Source organism: Flavobacterium anhuiense, assembly GCF_004151235.1.
GTDB classification, from domain to species: domain Bacteria; phylum Bacteroidota; class Bacteroidia; order Flavobacteriales; family Flavobacteriaceae; genus Flavobacterium; species Flavobacterium anhuiense_A.
The window spans coordinates 123,015-141,500 of the sequence record NZ_JUIV01000002.1 but is presented as its reverse complement, the minus strand read 5'-3'; the positions used below and the strand labels follow the sequence as shown (position 1 = coordinate 141,500).

16 protein-coding genes are annotated in these 18,486 nt (G+C 34.6%); 13 read left to right on the top strand and 3 right to left on the bottom strand.

The annotated features are described in order from the left end of the window. The first annotated feature begins 184 nt into the window (after positions 1-184). Entirely contained in the window at positions 185-874 is a 690-nt protein-coding gene (locus NU08_RS03450) for an NUDIX hydrolase (RefSeq protein WP_129745873.1), read from the top strand. Between the two features lie 11 nt (positions 875-885). Here NU08_RS03450 and NU08_RS03445 read toward each other — a convergent pair whose 3' ends face one another. Next, the gene (locus NU08_RS03445; protein ID WP_129745872.1) at positions 886-1,878 is read right to left on the bottom strand and encodes a GntR family transcriptional regulator; all 993 of its coding nucleotides are present in this window, start codon (positions 1,876-1,878) and stop codon (positions 886-888) included. 107 nt (positions 1,879-1,985) lie between these two features. On the opposite strand from NU08_RS03445, the gene NU08_RS03440 reads away from it, so the two are divergent. The 5 genes from NU08_RS03440 to NU08_RS03420 all read left to right on the top strand — a co-directional run bounded on the left by NU08_RS03440 (position 1,986) and on the right by NU08_RS03420 (position 8,243). Then, positions 1,986-3,038 (top strand): aldose epimerase family protein, encoded by a 1,053-nt coding sequence (locus tag NU08_RS03440; protein ID WP_129745871.1) that lies wholly within the window; start codon positions 1,986-1,988, stop codon positions 3,036-3,038. Between the two features lie 33 nt (positions 3,039-3,071). Next, the gene (galK, locus tag NU08_RS03435; RefSeq protein ID WP_129745870.1) at positions 3,072-4,232 is read left to right on the top strand and encodes a galactokinase; all 1,161 of its coding nucleotides are present in this window, start codon (positions 3,072-3,074) and stop codon (positions 4,230-4,232) included. Between the two features lie 16 nt (positions 4,233-4,248). Beyond that, positions 4,249-5,307, top strand: a complete 1,059-nt coding sequence (locus NU08_RS03430) for a UDP-glucose--hexose-1-phosphate uridylyltransferase (protein ID WP_129745869.1) — start codon at positions 4,249-4,251, stop codon at positions 5,305-5,307. Between the two features lie 250 nt (positions 5,308-5,557). After that, a complete protein-coding gene (locus NU08_RS03425; RefSeq protein ID WP_129745868.1) occupies positions 5,558-7,246 on the top strand; it encodes a sodium/sugar symporter in 1,689 nt (562 codons plus the stop codon). A gap of 217 nt (positions 7,247-7,463) precedes the next feature. Next, positions 7,464-8,243, top strand: coding sequence for an SDR family oxidoreductase (locus tag NU08_RS03420; RefSeq protein ID WP_008465924.1), 780 nt, complete (start codon positions 7,464-7,466; stop codon positions 8,241-8,243). A 144-nt stretch (positions 8,244-8,387) separates the two neighbouring features. On the opposite strand, the gene NU08_RS03415 is transcribed toward NU08_RS03420, so the two are convergent. Then, positions 8,388-9,284: an AraC family transcriptional regulator gene (locus NU08_RS03415; protein WP_129745867.1), complete on the bottom strand. Its 897-nt coding sequence runs from the start codon at positions 9,282-9,284 to the stop codon at positions 8,388-8,390. Positions 9,285-9,457: 173 nt separating this feature from the next. On the opposite strand from NU08_RS03415, the gene NU08_RS03410 reads away from it, so the two are divergent. The 4 genes from NU08_RS03410 (at position 9,458) to NU08_RS03395 (ending at position 13,201) form a co-directional block, all read left to right on the top strand. After that, a complete protein-coding gene (locus NU08_RS03410; RefSeq protein WP_129745866.1) occupies positions 9,458-11,113 on the top strand; it encodes a UxaA family hydrolase in 1,656 nt (551 codons plus the stop codon). Between the two features lie 36 nt (positions 11,114-11,149). Next, positions 11,150-11,914 (top strand): SDR family NAD(P)-dependent oxidoreductase, encoded by a 765-nt coding sequence (locus NU08_RS03405; protein WP_129745865.1) that lies wholly within the window; start codon positions 11,150-11,152, stop codon positions 11,912-11,914. Positions 11,915-12,001: 87 nt separating this feature from the next. Next, entirely contained in the window at positions 12,002-12,856 is an 855-nt protein-coding gene (locus NU08_RS03400; RefSeq protein ID WP_111423052.1) for a fumarylacetoacetate hydrolase family protein, read from the top strand. Between the two features lie 9 nt (positions 12,857-12,865). Further along, positions 12,866-13,201: an L-rhamnose mutarotase gene (locus tag NU08_RS03395; protein WP_129745864.1), complete on the top strand. Its 336-nt coding sequence runs from the start codon at positions 12,866-12,868 to the stop codon at positions 13,199-13,201. Between the two features lie 224 nt (positions 13,202-13,425). On the opposite strand, the gene NU08_RS03390 is transcribed toward NU08_RS03395, so the two are convergent. After that, positions 13,426-14,676, bottom strand: coding sequence for an NAD(P)/FAD-dependent oxidoreductase (locus NU08_RS03390; RefSeq protein ID WP_129745863.1), 1,251 nt, complete (start codon positions 14,674-14,676; stop codon positions 13,426-13,428). A 101-nt stretch (positions 14,677-14,777) separates the two neighbouring features. Here NU08_RS03390 and hutH point away from each other — a divergent pair, with 101 nt between their 5' ends. From hutH to fabG, 3 genes are all read left to right on the top strand, one after another. Then, positions 14,778-16,298, top strand: a complete 1,521-nt coding sequence (gene hutH, locus NU08_RS03385) for a histidine ammonia-lyase (RefSeq protein WP_129745862.1) — start codon at positions 14,778-14,780, stop codon at positions 16,296-16,298. A 40-nt stretch (positions 16,299-16,338) separates the two neighbouring features. Further along, complete coding sequence (locus NU08_RS03380) at positions 16,339-17,550, top strand: WG repeat-containing protein (RefSeq protein WP_129745861.1); 1,212 nt, start codon at positions 16,339-16,341, stop codon at positions 17,548-17,550. 102 nt (positions 17,551-17,652) lie between these two features. Then, complete coding sequence (gene fabG, locus NU08_RS03375; protein ID WP_111368456.1) at positions 17,653-18,384, top strand: 3-oxoacyl-ACP reductase FabG; 732 nt, start codon at positions 17,653-17,655, stop codon at positions 18,382-18,384. Positions 18,385-18,486: the final 102 nt, after the last annotated feature.

Here is an 18,486-nt window from a genome sequence, read left to right as displayed (position 1 = left end):
TTTGACTTTAATAATTTTTGATATAGAACTGAAAAAGAATACAGAAAAATCGTTTCATCATTATTCATTTAAAATTGATTATTATAATTCATTTATTGAACTTTAGCATAAGTGTAAAATCAACATTAATAAATTATGATACGTTTTAGGAAGTTTATATATTTACCATCCAAATTAATTATATATGTTAGATAGTTATAGTTCTGCCGATAAGGTTTTATTGGCGGTTGACTGCATCATTTTTGGATTCGACAATGAAGGGCTAAAAATCCTTTTAATTCAAAGAGATTTTGAGCCTGAAAAAGGAAAATGGTCCTTGATTGGAGGATTTCTAAAGCGTGATGAAGTTTTAGATGCTGCTGCAACCAGAATTTTAAATACATATACTGGTCTTAACGATATCTATATGGAGCAGTTATATGCTTACAGCGAAATAGATCGTGACCCGGTAGAAAGAACCATTTCGGTTTCTTATTTTGCTTTAATTAATATTGAAAACCACAATACTGAATTGATTAAAAATTATCACGCAGAATGGTTTCCTATTAATGACGCGCCAAACTTAATTTTTGACCACAACGAAATGGTCCAAAATGCCATTAAGAGACTTCGCTACAAAACTTCCATCAAACCAATTGGTTTTGAATTGCTTCCTGAGAAATTCACCATGCGTCAGCTTTTAGAATTGTATGAAGCCATTTTGAGCAAAGAATTGGACAAAAGAAATTTCATCAGTAAAATAAATTCCTTAGAAATCTTAAACAAACTGGATGAAAAAGACATGCAGTCTTCTAGAAAAGGATCTTATTTATACACTTTTAATAAAGAGAAATACGAAGAAAAACTGCTTAACAACTTTGTGCTCAATTTATAATTGGCATTCACCTATAAAGAATTCCTTAGTATAAGAGCAGATTTATTTTCGATCTGCTCTTTGATTCCTTTTAAAACCATATCGGCCAAAATTTTTCCCATAACTTCAAAATTGGTTGAAATTGTGGTTATTCCGTTTGCTGCGATTTTCTTTAAAGGCGTTTCATTATAAGATATAATGCCAAAATCCTCTCCTAACTTTAAATTTCTGCTCATTGCATTTTCTATAACCAAAAGTAGATCACGATCATGAGGAATGATATACAAATCTCCTAGTGCAATAGATCGGTTACTAAAATCTGAAATCACCTCATAATCAAAACCATAAGTCTGGCAAAACGACTCAAATCCTAATTTCATTCCGGGAGGCTCCCTAAAACCTGGAAATATTAAAATCAGTTTTTTGTATTTTGACAATCGAGATTTGCCCTTCATCAAACCTTCGAAAATATCTTTTTGATGGTTCTGGTAAATTGCAGGAAACATTTTTAACTCTGGATTGGTCTGGTCCAAGATAATTACGTCGCTTACTGGTAGGGTTTTTATCGAGTCGACAATATCGGTTAAGTTGGTCGGCATGATAATATATTTTGTATAATTTCCATTGCTGTCATTTATCAGTTTTTTGAAAACCTGAACATTAAAATGATGAAAGAAAATATCAACCTGCACATTTTTTCCAATGTTTTTTAAAAACGAATTATAAATATCTTCTTTAAAAATATTCAATTCATCAAAAAGCAAGAAAATCTTCTGAGTTATAGTGATTTCAACACTTTTAACATAATATCCTTTGCCTGGAATGGCATAAATTATTCCTCTTTTCTTTAATTCGTCATACGCCAATAAGACCGTGTCTCGAGACAAGGAAAAAGCCAAACAGACTTTATTGACGGATGGAAGCCTATCTCCTTTAATTAAATTCCCTTCTTCAATTGCTTTTTCGATTGAAAGAATTATCTGCCTATATTTTGGCAGACCGATGTTATTTTGAATTGAAATCATGTTTTAGATAAAGTCATTATGACTATTATAATTAAAAACTGGTAGGCACTGGTATGCAAATATAGAAAATGTTTCTACTTTTGGATTTCATTTTTGTTAAAAATTACATGGAAATAAAACACATATCGCATTTAAAAGAGATTCATAATTGCAAATTGTTTGGTTTAATGCCCAATAAGGAAGAAATTTATTCTTTTGATCTGATCAATAAAAATGGAATGAAAGTTCAGATTATCAATTATGGAGCAACTGTAACTTCAATCCAAATTCCAATAGATGGAAAACCAACAGATATTGTACTAGGCTTTGATAATTTAAATGCATATTTAGAATCTTATAATTTGCCAAGCGCTCCCTATTTTGGAACAACGGTTGGGCGTTATGCTGGACGAATTCATAATGCTACTTTCAGTCTCGACGATAAAAAATTTCAGCTTGGCAGTAACAATAACGGCAATTCACTGCATGGCGGAGAAATGGGGTTTGGGAGAAAAGTCTGGAATGTAACTGATGCAAAAACTGGTGAAAATCCTTCCATTACTTTTGGGCTATTGAGCGAGCATTTAGACGAAAATTTTCCTGGCGAAATGACTGTTTATTTAACGTATACTTTGACTGAAGAAAACGAATTAAAATTAGAATATAGAGCAACCTCAACTGAAGATACCATTATCAATTTGACACATCACAGTTATTTTAATCTTGATGGACATGACGGAAATGTTTTAGAACAGCAGATGTTTATTAAATCGGCTAAAATGCTGGAAACAAATTCAGATAATATTCCAACAGGAAATTATACCGATTTGACGAACCATGATTTTGATTTTAGAACTGCAAAAAACTGTCCGTTTCCAATTGACAATTCTTTTGTGGTAAATTCTAAAACTGAAATTGTGGCACAATTAATCAGTTTAAAAAATAAATTGAGAATGAATGTTTACACCGATCAGCCAAGTGTACATATATATGTAGGCGGAAATTGTTTCGGAAAATTAAAAGGAAAAGAAAATGTCGATTACAATGCTCAAAGCGGAATTTGTTTTGAAACGCAGAATTTTCCGGATGCACCAAATCATGCTCATTTCCCGAATGCTGTTCTCAAAAAAGGAGAACAATATTCTCAAAAAACACTTTACAAATTTGAAACTCTAAACTAACTATTTATATAATATACCAATTACACAACTATAATGAATGATATTTTAATACAAAATACTGTTGCTTTTTTTGAGAAATCTTTCGGGTCTTCTCCAGAGAAAACGGTACTTTCTCCTGGCAGAATCAACATCATTGGAGAGCATATTGATTACAATGACGGTTATGTTTTGCCTGCTGCAATTGACAAAGTGATTTGCTTTGCTTTTAAAAAAAACAACACAAAAACTTCTAAAGTAATTGCTATTGATTTAAACGAAGAGTTTGAAATCGATTTGACTCAAGAAGTAAAGCTAAGCGATGTGGTTTGGACCAATTACATTCGAGGCGTAATTAAACAACTGCAAGATAACGGATTTTCTTTTGAAGGTTTCAATTGTGTTTTCAGCAGTAATATTCCGGTTGGTTCTGGATTATCTTCTTCGGCAGCTTTAGAGTGTGGAATGATTTTCGGAATTAAATCTCTTTTCGATTTAAAAATTGAGAAAAAAGACATTTCACTATTAGGACAAAAAGCAGAGCATTGGGTTGGAATCAACTGCGGAATTATGGATCAATTCTCAAGTGTTCACGGTCTTGAAAATAAAGTAATTCAATTAGATTGCAACACTTTAGAATTTGAATATCATAATGCCGACTTTAAAGACTATTCTTTGATTTTATTTGATTCTAATGTAAAGCATTCGCTCTTTACATCAGAATACAATACCAGAAGAATTGAATGTGAAGAAGGTTTATCGATTATAAAAAGTCATTTTCCAGAAGTAAAAACTTTTAGAAATGCTACAGAAGAACAGGTTTTGAGCCTTAAAGATAAAATGACTGAAAAAGTTTTTGCCAGAGTTCATTTTGTGGTTAAAGAAATCAATCGCGTTATCAAAGCTTGCAAAGCTTTAGACCAAGGAAATATTGAACTTTTAGGAGAATTGCTTTTTGAAACACATTACGGATTGTCGCAAGAATATGAAGTAAGCTGCGAAGAATTAGACATGCTTGTTGATACAGCAAAAGAAGACGATGCCATTATCGGTTCCCGACTTATGGGAGGCGGTTTTGGCGGCTGCACTATTAATTTAGTTAAAAAAGGACATGAAAATGAGGTTAAGCGTAAGTTTTCAAAGCTTTATTTAGATACATTTGGAATTGAATTAAAATTCTATGATGTAAAAATATCAAACGGAACAACGCTACTTTAAAACCACACACACTACAATGAAAAATTTTGACATTAACGAAGATCCGCACAGACGCTTCAATCCATTAATCAACGAATGGGTATTAGTATCACCACATCGTGCAAAACGCCCTTGGCAAGGACAAAATGAAACCATTTCGACAGAAGAACTTCCTAAATATGACCCAACTTGCTATTTGTGTCCAGGAAATGTTCGTGCTAACGGAATGAATAATCCGCAATACGAAAACAGTTTTGTTTTTGAAAATGATTTTGCGGCCATGAAACAGGACGAAATTATTTTTGAAGATGATATTAAACATACTTTTTTTAAGGCAAAACCAGAACAGGGTATTTCTAGAGTAGTTTGCTTTTCTCCAAGACATGACCTGACTCTTCCAGAAATGGAAATTGCCGATATTGAAAACATCATCAAAACTTGGCAGAAAGAATATACCGATTTAGGAAGCATTAAATATATTAACCACGTTCAGATTTTTGAAAACAAAGGAAGTGTAATGGGCTGCAGTAATCCGCATCCGCACGGACAAATTTGGGCTCAATCTTCTCTTCCTACTCAAGTTGAAAAAACACAAAATAGCTTAAAATCATACTACGATAAAAACGAGAGAACTTTATTGGAGGATTATGTGAAAGCTGAATTGAAAGCTGGCGAACGTATCGTAATCGAAAATGATCATTTTGTTGCGCTGGTTCCTTTTTGGGCAATCTGGCCTTATGAAACAATGATTGTAAGCAAAAGAGCCGTAAACAAAATTACCAATTTTACTGCTGAAGAAAGTACCGCTTTCGCGAAAATCTTAAAGCAGTTAACCACGAAGTACGACAATTTATTTAATACTTCTTTTCCATATTCATCAGGAATTCACCAATCGCCAACAGACGGTTTACTGCATCCAGAATGGCATTTCCATATGCATTTTTATCCACCATTGTTAAGATCAGCAACTGTAAAGAAATTTATGGTTGGATACGAAATGTTGGGCGAATCGCAACGTGATATTACACCTGAAAAAAGTGCTGAAATTTTGAGACAGCTTTCAGATGTACATTACAAAAGCACTGTAAAAGTGTAATAGCTTTCACATTGTAATAAAGCCAAAAATAAAAATTTAACATAATAACCATGAAATAAATGTAAAAAACACATTTACTAGTGATTGATTTCTAAATTTTTATTTTACATTTGGCTTCTGCTTTTATTTTCGCAAAAAAATAACAGAAATAAAACACATCTTGCATTTTTAACAAGATTTAACAACATAAAAACAAATTTAAACCACATAAACAAACAACCTATAATAATTATTTAAAATACTACTAACAATGAACCAAAACCTCGCTTTCGCAGACTATGCGGTTTTTATTATTTATTTTATCGTAGTCTCTGTCTATGGCTACACTGTTTATCGCAAACGTAAACAGGACGAACATGATGCTAAAGCTTACTTTTTGGCTGAAGGAAATTTAACTTGGTGGGCAATTGGGGCTTCTCTTATTGCTTCTAACATCTCTGCAGAGCAATTCATCGGAATGAGCGGTGAAGGTTTCTTCTTAGGAATCGCTGTTGCTGCTTACGAATGGCTTGCTGCCGTTGCCCTAATTATCGTGGCTGTATGGTTTATTCCCGTTTATCTTAAAAACAAGATTTACACTATGCCACAGTTCTTAAAAACACGTTACAACGAATCTACTGCACTTATCATGGCAGTATTTTGGCTGTTTTTATATGTTTTTGTAAACCTTACTTCTATTTTATATTTAGGAGCAGTTGCGATTAACAAACTTGCTGGTGGAGAATACCTTCACGTAATTATGCTTGGATTGGCTATTTTTGCTTTGTTTATTTCTCTTGGAGGAATGAAGGTTGTAGCCTATACAGACGTTATACAGGTAGCTGTATTAATTATCGGAGGTTTGGTGACTTCTTACATTGCTTTAACAACAGTTGCGGAAGCTTTTGGTGTTGGTCAAAATGCAATTGCCGGTTTTAAAGTTTTAATGCAGCAGGCTCCCGAACATTTCAAAATGATTATTCCGAAACCAACTGCGACGTCTTCTCAGCTTGAGATTGACAAATATTTAACTTTCCCTGGATTATTATCTTATGCTGCTGGTATCTGGATTATTAACTTAAACTACTGGGGATGTAATCAATACATTACACAAAGAGCACTTGGAGCAGATTTACAAACAGCACGTACAGGAATTTTGTTTGCTGGTATGCTTAAATTATTAATGCCGCTTATTGTAATGCTTCCTGGTATTGCTGCTTACGTTTTATACACAAGCGGACACTTACCTCAATTAGAGGGTGGAGTAAAAGATGAGGCATATTCTGCTATCTTAACATTCCTTCCAACCGGATTAAAAGGACTTTCAGTTGCTGCTCTTACTGCTGCAATTGTAGCTTCTTTGGCAGGAAAAGTAAACAGTATTTCTACAATCTACACATTAGACGTTCATAAAAAATACATTCAAAAAAATGCTGGCGAAAAACAGCAGGTAAACATCGGTCGTCTTGCCGTTTTTGTTGCTATGCTTTTGGCCGTTTTATTTACATGGAATGACGTTTTAGGAATTGGTGGCGTTGGAGGATTTACCTACATCCAAAAATACACTGGATTCATCAGCCCTGGAGTTTTTGCCATGTTCTTCTTGGGTATGTTCTGGAAAAGAACTACTGGAACAGCGGCAATCGTGGGTGTAATCTTAGGATTCTTATTATCTGTTTTATTCAACGAATACGCTCCAGCTTTATTTGGAAACGACACACTTTTATACACAGCTTACAATAATGGAAAAGGAGCTTTTGAAATTCCGTTCCACATCTGTATGGGATTATCATTCTTATTCACAATGATTGCAATGATCTTAATAAGTTTTGCTGGTCCAAAAGTAAACCCTAAAGCATTCGAAATTGATTCTGAAATGTTTAAAGTAAAACCGCAGACAACAGTCTTAATCGTTATTACGCTATTGATTATTGCTGCGCTTTATGTTAAGTTCTGGTAATAAATTATCAGTTCTATTCTCTCTATTTTTACAGCTGTTGTTTGTCATGAACAACAGCTGTAAATTTTTTAAAGTATATTCATTGGATAAAAAGGATTAACTTTTTGTCAGGCTGAGCGGAGTCGAAGCCCACGTCCAATTGGAGCGCCCTTCGACTTCGCTCAGGGTGACATCTCATTCATAAATCAAGAATTTCAAATTATAATACATAAATACCATGCAGTTATCATTAACCCAAAAAATCATTATCGTTACGGGCGGCGCAAAAGGAATCGGTTTAGGAATCGTTAAGGTTTTAGCCGAAGAAAATGCAATTCCGTTTATCGTTGGACGTAACGAAAATGATAACATCAAAGCCGTAGAAGAATTAAAAGCCATTGGAAAAGAAGCGCACCAAGTTGCTGCAGATTTGACAAAACCTGAAGACTGCAAAAAAGCTGTTGAAGCCGTAATCGCAAAATTTGGCAGAATTGACGGACTTGTAAATAATGCTGGCGTTAACGATGGCGTTGGATTAGAAAACGGAAATTATGAAGATTTTGCTGCTTCACTTCACAAAAATTTGGTGCATTATTATTTAATGGCACAGCATGCTCTTCCGTATTTGAAAGAATCGAAAGGAGCCATTGTAAACATTGGTTCTAAAACTGCCGAAACGGGTCAAGGCGGAACCTCAGCTTATGCCGCTTCAAACGGTGGAAGAAATGCTTTAACTAGAGAATGGGCGGTTGAATTATTAAAATACCGCATCCGCGTAAATGCCGTAATTGTAGCAGAATGTTACACACCGCTTTACGAAACCTGGATCAACACTTTTGAAAATAAAGAAGAAAAACTGGCTGCAATCACTAAAAATATTCCTTTAGAAAACCGAATGACAACTGCTGAAGAAATCGCGAATATGGTGGTTTTCTTATTGTCGGAAAAATCAAGCCACACCACTGGACAGATCATTTATGTTGATGGCGGTTACACACATTTAGATCGTTCTATTTAATTTTTTTTAGCCACAGATTAAAAGGATTAAAATGATTTGCTTTAGTTTGTCACCCCTGAGCGAAGTCGAAGGGCGTTCCAATTTGACGTGGGCTTCGACTTCGCTCAGCCAGACAAAACTGGACTTAAAAATCTCTTTAATCCTTTAATCCCGATAGCTATCGGGAGTGGCAAAACTAACCTTCGCATTATTTTTAAAATCGGAAGGCGTAATTCCCTTAACTTTTTTAAAGAGTTTATTAAAATTTGAAGCCGTTTTATAACCGCATCCATACGCAATCTCAGACATACTTTTATCTGTTTCCAACAACAATTTACAAGCATTCGAAATCCTGATTTCATGCAAATAATCCACAAAGTTTTTCTTTGTTTTAATTCTAAACATTCTGCAGAAAGAAGTCCGTGTCATATTCGCAACAGCGGCAATTTCTTCTAATGAAATATTCTTTTTATAATTTTTATTTACATATTGAAAAACCTCCGAAAGACGATCTACTTTCGAATCTTTCTGCATCAACGAATAAATTTCATCATTAATGTAAATTTTATCCTGACTTTCTGAAAGGATAGATAAAATTTCAAAAAGCCCAACAATTACTTCAAAGTCTTTTTTGGAAACTAATTTCTCCAGTTTTTTAGCAATCTGCTTATTGGTTTTTCCGATAATCGAAATGCCTTTTCCAGCCTGAACAAAAAGCTCGTTGATTTTTTGAGTTTCTTTTAATTCGTAAAAAGTCGGTCCGAAAATATCTTTATGAAAATATACGACAATCGAATTGGCTCTTAAATCTTCAATTCCCTGATAATATTTTTCGTCATTTAACCAAACGTGCGGAATATCCGATCCTAAAAAGACCATATCGCCAGGTTCAAACGGCATTACCGAATTTCCGATAATACGTTTTCCGTAACTCTCTTTTACATAAACCAATTCCAGTTCAGGATGCGAATGGAACGGCGCTTGAAAAAATGGTTCAATACGATTGAGCACCGAAACTTTCGTGTTGAGATAAGACGCTATTTTGGTTTGTTCCAATTTCATTCTGCAAAGATAATTAAAGATTAGATACGGATAATATTAGACTATTGATGAATATCTAAAAAAGGCTAATTTTATTTTTCGTTAACTGCCCGAATTCTATACAAAATCAGAAGATTAAAATGTTATTAAATGAAAGCAGTGACATCAAAAAAAGAAAAAAAAACAACAACACAATGTCTGAGAATAACACAAAAAAACTGGTTGTAAAACTGCATCCAGATGATAATGTATTGGTTGCCTTAACCGATCTTCAAAAAGGCGAAACCATTCATTTTGACAACGAAACTTACGTTTTACAAGACCTCATCAAAGCCAAACATAAATTCTACATGCAAGATATGAAGCAGGGAGAAGAAGTAAACATGTACGGTGTTTTGGTTGGAAAAGTGCAAAATGACTTGGCAAAAGGAAGTTTAATGACGACCGAAAACCTTAAACATGCTGCAGATCCTTACGCTTACAGAAATGCTTCTTATGAATGGAATGCACCTGACGTTTCTAAATTTGAAAACAGAACTTTTAAAGGATATAAAAGAAAAGACGGACGCGTTGGAACAGCAAATTACTGGCTTTTTATTCCAACCGTTTTTTGTGAAAATAGAAATTTAGATGTCATCAAAGAAGCATTGCACAAACAATTGGGTTATGCTGTAACGGACAAATACAACCAATTTACGCACGAATTGCTTCAGGGTTATTTGAACGGAAATGATATAAACGATATTAATATTGAATTAAATCCAACGCCAAAAAACAAACGTGTTTTTGAAAATGTAGACGGAATTAAATTCTTAAATCACCAAGGCGGTTGCGGCGGAACTCGTCAAGATGCTTCTACTTTAAGCGCTTTATTGGCTTCTTACGCGAATCATCCAAACGTGGGCGGAATCACGCTTTTGAGTTTAGGATGTCAGCATTTACAAGTTCAAGATTTTGTAAACGATGTAAAAAGACAAAATCCAGAGTTCGACAAACCGTTGTTTATTTTTGAACAGCAACAAACAGAAAGCGAAGAAGTTTTGATTACCAATGCCATCAAAAAAACTTTTGAAGGTTTAATCGAAATCAATAAATATGAAAGAACTGATGCGCCGTTAAGCGATTTATGCATTGGTGTAAAATGTGGCGGAAGCGATGGTTTCAGTGGTGTTTCTGCAAATCCTGCGGTTGGTTATACTTCTGATTTAGTTGTAGCTTTAGGCGGAAAAATTCTTTTGGCTGAATTCCCAGAATTATGCGGAGCAGAGCAAAATTTAATTGACAGATGTATTACCGAAGATAACGCTAAAAAATTCATCGATTTAATGGAATCTTATGATGAATTGGCACACAAAGTGGGTTCTGGTTTCCACATGAATCCTTCTCCGGGAAATATCAAAGACGGTTTAATTACAGATGCTATCAAAAGTGCTGGAGCGGCAAAAAAAGGAGGAACTTCACCTGTTGTTGATGTTTTAGATTATACCGAATTAGTTACAAAACCTGGATTAAGTTTGGTTTGCACTCCAGGAAATGACGTAGAAGCGACAACTGGAAAAGCGGCTTCTGGGGCAACTTTAATTTTGTTTACAACGGGATTAGGAACACCGACAGGAAACCCAGTTTGTCCCGTAATTAAAGTAGCGACAAACTCTGTTCTGGCAACCAGAATGAAAGATATTATCGATATTGACTGCGGACCAATCATTAGCGGTGAAAAGTCTATTGAAGAAATGGGCGAGGAAATTTTGGAATACTGCATCAAAGCGGCAAGTGGCGAAATTATTCCGAAAGCGGTTCAATTAAACCAAGACGATTTTATTCCGTGGAAACGCGGCGTATCTTTGTAAAAGACTCAATTAAAACAACTTAAAAAAATTATATAAATGTTTTCATTACAAAATAAAAAAGCAATTATCACAGGCGGAGGAAGCGGAATTGGAAGAGCGATTTCTGTTTTATTTGCTAAACAAGGAGCTGAAGTTCACGTTTTAGAATTGACGGAAGAAAGCGCAAAAGAAACTGTAGAAGAAATCAAATCTGCTGGAGGAACTGTTTTTGCGCACGCTTGCGACGTTTCAAATCACGAACAAGTTAAATCAACTTTTGAGAAAATCGGAAATATTCATATTCTGGTAAACAATGCTGGAATCGCACACGTTGGAAAAGTAGACACAACTTCTGAATCTGATTTTGACCGTATCATGAATGTAAACGTAAAAGGTGTTTACAACTGTCTTCACGCTTCGATTCCGGCGCTAAGAAATTCTGGCGGAGGTGTAATTTTGAATTTAGCCTCTATTGCAAGCTGGGTTGGTATTCCAGATCGTTTTGCTTATTCTACTGCAAAAGGTGCTGTTATGGCGATGACTTTATCAGTTGCTAAAGATTATTTAAACGATAAAATCAGATGTAATTCTATTTCTCCTGCGAGAGTTCACACACCTTTCGTAGATGGATTTATTGCTAAAAACTATCCTGGAAAAGAAGAAGAAATTTTCGAAAAATTATCTCAATCACAGCCAATCGGCCGTATGGGAAAACCAGAAGAAATCGCCACTTTAGCCTTATTCTTATGCAGTGACGAATCGTCTTTCATCACAGGTTCTGACTACCCAATTGATGGCGGTTTTATCAAATTGAACAACTAAAATATTTAAACATATAGCCACGAATTACACAAATTTTAATTCGAGAAAATTCGTGTAATTCGTGGCAAAAAAACTAAAAATTAAAATATGAAACTTATTAGATTCGGAGAAGAAGGAAAAGAAAAACCAGGAGTTTTACTAAATGAAAAAAGATACGATGTTTCGTCTATCGTTACAGATTACAACGAAGCTTTTTTTGAAAATGACGGTTTAGCAAAATTAGAAGAAGCTTTAAAAAATAATCCCTCTCTTCCAGAAGTAAGCGATTCAGTTCGTTTAGGTTCGCCAGTTGCGCGTCCGTCAAAAATTATCTGCATCGGATTAAATTATGTAGATCACTGTGAAGAAACTGGTGCTGCAATTCCAGAAGAACCAATCATTTTCTTTAAATCAACGACTTCTTTATGTGGACCTAATGATAATTTGATTATCCCAAAAAACAGCGAAAAAACAGACTGGGAAGTTGAACTAGCATTTGTCGTGGGCAAAAAAGCAAGCTACGTTTCTGAAGAAGATGCGCCAAATTACATTGCAGGATATTGTCTTTTGAATGATTACAGCGAAAGAGCATTCCAAATCGAAAGAGGCGGACAATGGGCAAAAGGAAAAGGTTCTGACACCTTCGCTCCTCTTGGGCCAATTATGGCAACTCCAGACGAAGTGGGTGATGTAAATAATCTAAAGATGTGGTTGACTGTAAACGGAAAAACGTTCCAAAACAGTAACACTTCAAATTTGATTTTTAAAATTCCATTTTTAGTACATTATTTAAGTCAATTTATGACATTGCTTCCTGGCGATGTAATTAGTACAGGAACGCCTCCAGGAGTTGGATTAGGAATCAAACCAGATCCAATCTACATTAAAGCGGGCGACGTAATCGAATTAGGAATTGAAGGTTTAGGTACAAGCAAACAAACTGCTGTAGCGTACCAAGGATAAATTTAGATTATGGCAACTCAAAAATTCTATCTGGCGTTAGACCTAAAAGATGATGCAGATTTAATTGCAGAATACAAAGAACTGCATGAAAATGTCTGGCCAGAAATTAAAAAAAGCATTCAAGATGCTGGAATTGAAGTTTTGGATATTTACTGCACAGGAAATCGATTGTTCATGATTATCGAAGCAGATGCTGATTTTACTTTCGAAAAGAAAGATCAAGCCGATGCAGCAAACGAAAAAGTTCAGGAATGGGAAACTTTAATGTGGAAATTCCAGCAAGCTTTACCATGGGCAAAACCGGGACAAAAATGGATTGTAATGGATAAGATTTTCGGATTATAATATCCGATTCCATATTAATAGCAACATTCAATATTCCGTAGGAATATCTGGTCGGTAGAAAAAAAATGTCGTTTTGCATTATGTCCTGTAGGGACATCTGATTTACGGAAATGATATTCCAAATCAATTAATCAAACGTTCCTACGGAACGTATTATCCCAATTCAAATTTCGCGTTCTACTACCGACGAGACATTCCTACGGAATGAATAAAAAAAGCCCTGATTATTCAGGGCTTTGTTCTTTTTGCATATTCAGTAAATATGCCATATTAGCTATTACGTGATCATGTTTCTTGACAAACGAATTTTCTTCGTTCCACACATAACCTGCTAAAACGGCACATATTTTTTCTTTTACTTCTGGATTTTCCGGCTGATGGAAGAATAATGTCTGCAGATTTCCTGTATACCATTCTTGCACGTAAGTGGTGAAAACGGCAATTCCGCGTTTCATGTATTGTGTAAATTCAACTTCCCAATCTACAGGAATTCCTTGTGATTCTTTCAAATATAATTTGGCTGCCAACATTCCAGATTCGGTTGCAAAAGCAACTCCTGATGAGAAAACTGGATCTAAAAATTCTGAACTGTTTCCTGTTAAAGCAAAACCATCGCCGTACATTCTTTTTACGGCTCTTGAGTAGTTTTCTAATTTAACTGGCTCGAATAGGAATTCTGTTCCAGCAAATCTTTTAATATAATAATCCGATTTCTGAATGGCATTTCGCAGAGCCTCGGCATTATCTTTATTTTCAGAAAGCGAATTGATAAAATCTGTTGGGCCAACAACACCCAAACTTGTATTTCCGTTCGAGAAAGGAATTACCCAAAGCCAAACTTCGGTTTCCAGAATATCAAACGAAATTTGAGTTCCTTCTACCCCTTCTTCTCTATTAATATCTTTAACATGAGTAAAAATCGAAGAATGCGGATCTAATTTTGATGGCGTATCCAGATCTAAAAGTCTTGGCAAAACGCGTCCGTATCCGCTGGAGTCAATGATGAATTTAGCGTGGATTTCTTTTAGGTTTCCGTCTTTATCTTTTACAATAGTTTTTGAATTTTTTCCTTCAAAAGAAACCTCCAAAACTTCTGTTTCAAATTCCAAATCAATTCCTTTTCGAATAATTTCCTGTGCCATTGTATTGTCAAAATCAGCTCTTGGAACCTGCCAAGTCCAATCCCATCCTTCGCCAAATTTTACACTAAAATCAAAATTGCAGATTTCTTCTCCTCTAATAAAACGAGCACCTAACTTTTTCTCAAAGTTCATTGCATCAAGAGCGTCAAACAATTCTGCTTCAGCAAAATGATCCATTACGCGCGGAATAAGGCTTTCGCCAACAACAAGTCTCGGAAACTTCGTTTTTTCTACAACTTTAACCTTTACATTGTTCTTAAAAAGATACGATGCCGAAACACATCCGGACGGTCCTGCACCAATCACTAAAACATCAACAAACTCCTTTGTCATATTAGAATTATTATCATTAATTAACCTACATTTGCCATCATCAAAATAACTACATTTATTTTGATAAATAAAATTAAATTAGCGCAACCAAAATCGATTTGATGAATACAATAAATGAATATCTAAGTTTAGCAGAATTTGAAGCCATAATCTTTGGAAAAAACAAAGTTGCCATAAGCGATGTGGTTTTAAATCGAGTAAACGAAAGTTTTAATTTCTTAAAAGAATTCTCAGGAAATAAAGTAATCTACGGAGTAAATACAGGATTTGGACCAATGGCTCAATACAGAATTAAGGAGTCAGATCAAATTCAATTGCAATATAATTTAATTAGAAGCCACTCTTCTGGAACAGGAAAACCTTTGAACGCTGAGTGCGCAAAAGCAGCGATTCTGGCAAGATTAAATACACTTTCTTTAGGAAATTCAGGAGTTCATTCTTCTGTAATTCATTTAATGGCAGAATTAATCAATCGAGATATTACACCTTTAATTTTTGAACACGGCGGTGTTGGTGCCAGCGGAGATTTAGTACAATTATCACACTTAGCTTTAGTTTTAATTGGCGAAGGCGAAGTTTTTTATAAAGGTGAAAGACGTTCAACTGCAGAAGTTTTCGAAATTGAAGGTTTGAAACCAATTCAAGTAGAAATTAGAGAAGGTTTGGCATTAATCAACGGAACTTCTGTAATGACAGGAATTGGAGTTGTAAATGTTCATTATGCTAAAAAATTATTAGACTGGTCATTAAAAGCTTCTTGCGCAATTAACGAATTAGTTCAAGCTTACGACGATCATTTCTCAGAAGAATTAAATCAAACAAAACGTCATAAAGGTCAGCAGGAAGTTGCGGAAAGAATGAGACAAAATCTTTCGGACAGTACGTTGATCCGTAAAAGAGAAGATCATTTATATTCTGGCGAAAACACAGAAGAAATCTTCAAAGAAAAAGTTCAAGAATATTATTCATTACGTTGCGTTCCTCAAATTTTAGGACCGGTTTTAGAGACTATCAATAATGTTGCTTCTATTCTGGAAGATGAATTTAACTCGGCAAACGACAATCCAATTATTGACGTTAAAAACAAACACGTTTACCACGGCGGAAATTTCCATGGAGATTATATTTCGCTAGAAATGGATAAACTGAAAATCGTTATTACAAAATTAACGATGCTGGCAGAACGCCAATTGAATTATTTATTGAATTCAAAAATCAACGAAATTTTGCCTCCATTCGTAAACTTAGGAACATTAGGATTTAATTTCGGAATGCAGGGCGTTCAGTTTGTAGCGACTTCAACAACTGCTGAAAACCAAATGTTGTCTAACCCAATGTACGTTCACAGTATCCCGAACAACAATGACAATCAAGACATTGTAAGCATGGGAACAAATGCTGCAGTTATTACATCAAAAGTGATTGAAAATTCTTTTGAAGTTTTGGCTATCGAATTAATTACGATTGTTCAGGCAATTGATTATTTAAAACAAAAAGATCAAATTTCGTCTACCACTAAAAAATGGTACGACGATATCAGAAATATAATTCCAGAATTTAAGGAAGATCAAGTAATGTATCCTTTTGTTCAAAAAGTAAAAGATTATTTGATCAACAGTTAAAAATCTTTACTTCATAGTATTAATATTGAATCTTAAAATCATGAAAAAGTCACTTGTTTTTTTATTGCTAGGTTGCATTCAATTTGTTAATAGCCAAGAATTAGCATTAGTTAAAAAAAATTCTAAAATTGGATATCTGTCTAAAGATGGATCTTTTAAAATCGAACCTCAGTACAAATCTGCCAGAAGTTTTTCTGAAGGATTGGCTGCTGTAGAAAATGGTGGAAAATGGGGATTTATCGATGCAAAAGGAACTTGGGTAATTCCAGCAGATTTTAAAGATGCTAAAGATTTTAACAGCGGAATTGCAGTTGTACAAAAAGACAAAGAATGGGTTTACATTAATACAAAAGGAGAAATTCAAAAAGCACCTGCTTCAGAAAAATTATTTGATTTTAATAACGGTGTTGCGTTCATCAGGCAAAACAATAAAGTTGGACTAATCAACAACAAAATGACTGTAGTTTTAGAACCAAAATACGATCAGATCAAACCTTTTGAAAATGGTTTTGCGAGAGTGGAACTGAACAAAAACTGGGGAATTATTGATACTAACGGAAAAGAATTGGTTGAACCAGTGTATGCCGAAGTTGGAAATTATTTTAAAGGAACAACTTGGGCAAGAAAAGACAAAACTTTCGGATTGGTAAGTGGCGGAAAATTTATTCCAGTTGACGGAGCTGAAAAAATCTGGGATTTTGAAACTCAAGATTTGACTTTTGCTAAAAAGAATGGAAAAATAGGATACATCGATTTAAAAGGAAATTGGGCCATTCTTCCTATTTATGATAAAGGAAAAGCTTTCTCAAAAAACCTTGCTCCTGTTTTGGTTGGAAAAAAATGGGGATTCATTAATCCAGAAGGAAAATTTGTAATCGAACCAACTTACAACGATGCCGAAGTTTTCAGCACAAACGGTTTAGCACCTGTAAAAGAAAGCAACTGGGGATTTATCAATGAATCTGGAAAATTGGTAATTCCAACTCAATATGGCATAACAACAAATGCTATTATCGCCATGTTTACGCAACAAGATAAAGGATTTATTGGTGGTGTTGCCCGAGTAAAAAACGAAGGAAAATGGGGATTTCTTAAACCTGACGGAACAGTTTTGGCCAACCAATGGTTTGAAAATGCAGAACTGTTTTCTAAAAGTGTAGAAAAACCTCAGCCAGCTGCAGCTCCAGCCGAAAAACCAAAAGAGGAAATTAAACCTGCAACGAAAAAACCAGCCCCAAAGAAAAAGAAATAGTATTTATTCTCCGAAATAAATTATAACATTTGCATAGATGAAATCGTCTTTTTTAGAATACGATTTCATTTATGACGAATAAAAATAAAATCTACATTATAAATGAAGTGTGTATTAGTAACAGGCGGTTCGAGAGGAATTGGAAGTGCGATTTGTAAAAAACTAGCCGTAGAATCCGATTATCATATTCTGATTAATTATCATTCAAATAAAACAGCTGCCGAAGAAACATTGCAAGAAGTGCAAAAATTAGGCGCAACAGGCGAAATCTTAGGTTTTGATGTTTCTAATTTTGAAAACGTACAAAATGTTTTAACTGCTTGGCAAGAAGCTAATCCTGAAAAATTGGTTGAAGCCATTGTAAACAATGCCGGAATTACCAAAGATGGTCTTTTTATGTGGATGACACCAGAAGACTGGAACGGCGTTATGAACACAAGTGTTAACGGTTTCTTTAATGTTACGCAATTTTTTATTCAAAAAATGTTACGCAATAAATATGGCCGAATCGTAAATATGGTTTCGGTTTCTGGAGTAAAAGGAACTGCAGGACAAGCCAATTATTCTGCGGCAAAAGGTGCGATCGTAGCAGCAACTAAGGCCCTAGCGCAAGAAGTTGCCAAAAGAAATATTACTGTAAATGCTGTTGCTCCAGGTTTTATCAGAACCGATATGACGAGCCAACTGGACGAAAAAGAATTATTAAAATTAATTCCGGTAAATCGTTTTGGTGAAGCAGAAGAAGTAGCAGATTTGGTAAGCTTTTTGATTTCTAAAAAAGCAAGCTATATTACAGGAGAAATTATCAATATAAATGGCGGAATATATTCTTAACTGATTTTGCCACAAATTACGCAAATTCTCACAAATTAATTTTGCGGAAATTTGTGTAATTTGTGGTTAAAAAAATTAAAGACCAATTAAAGAATATAGTAG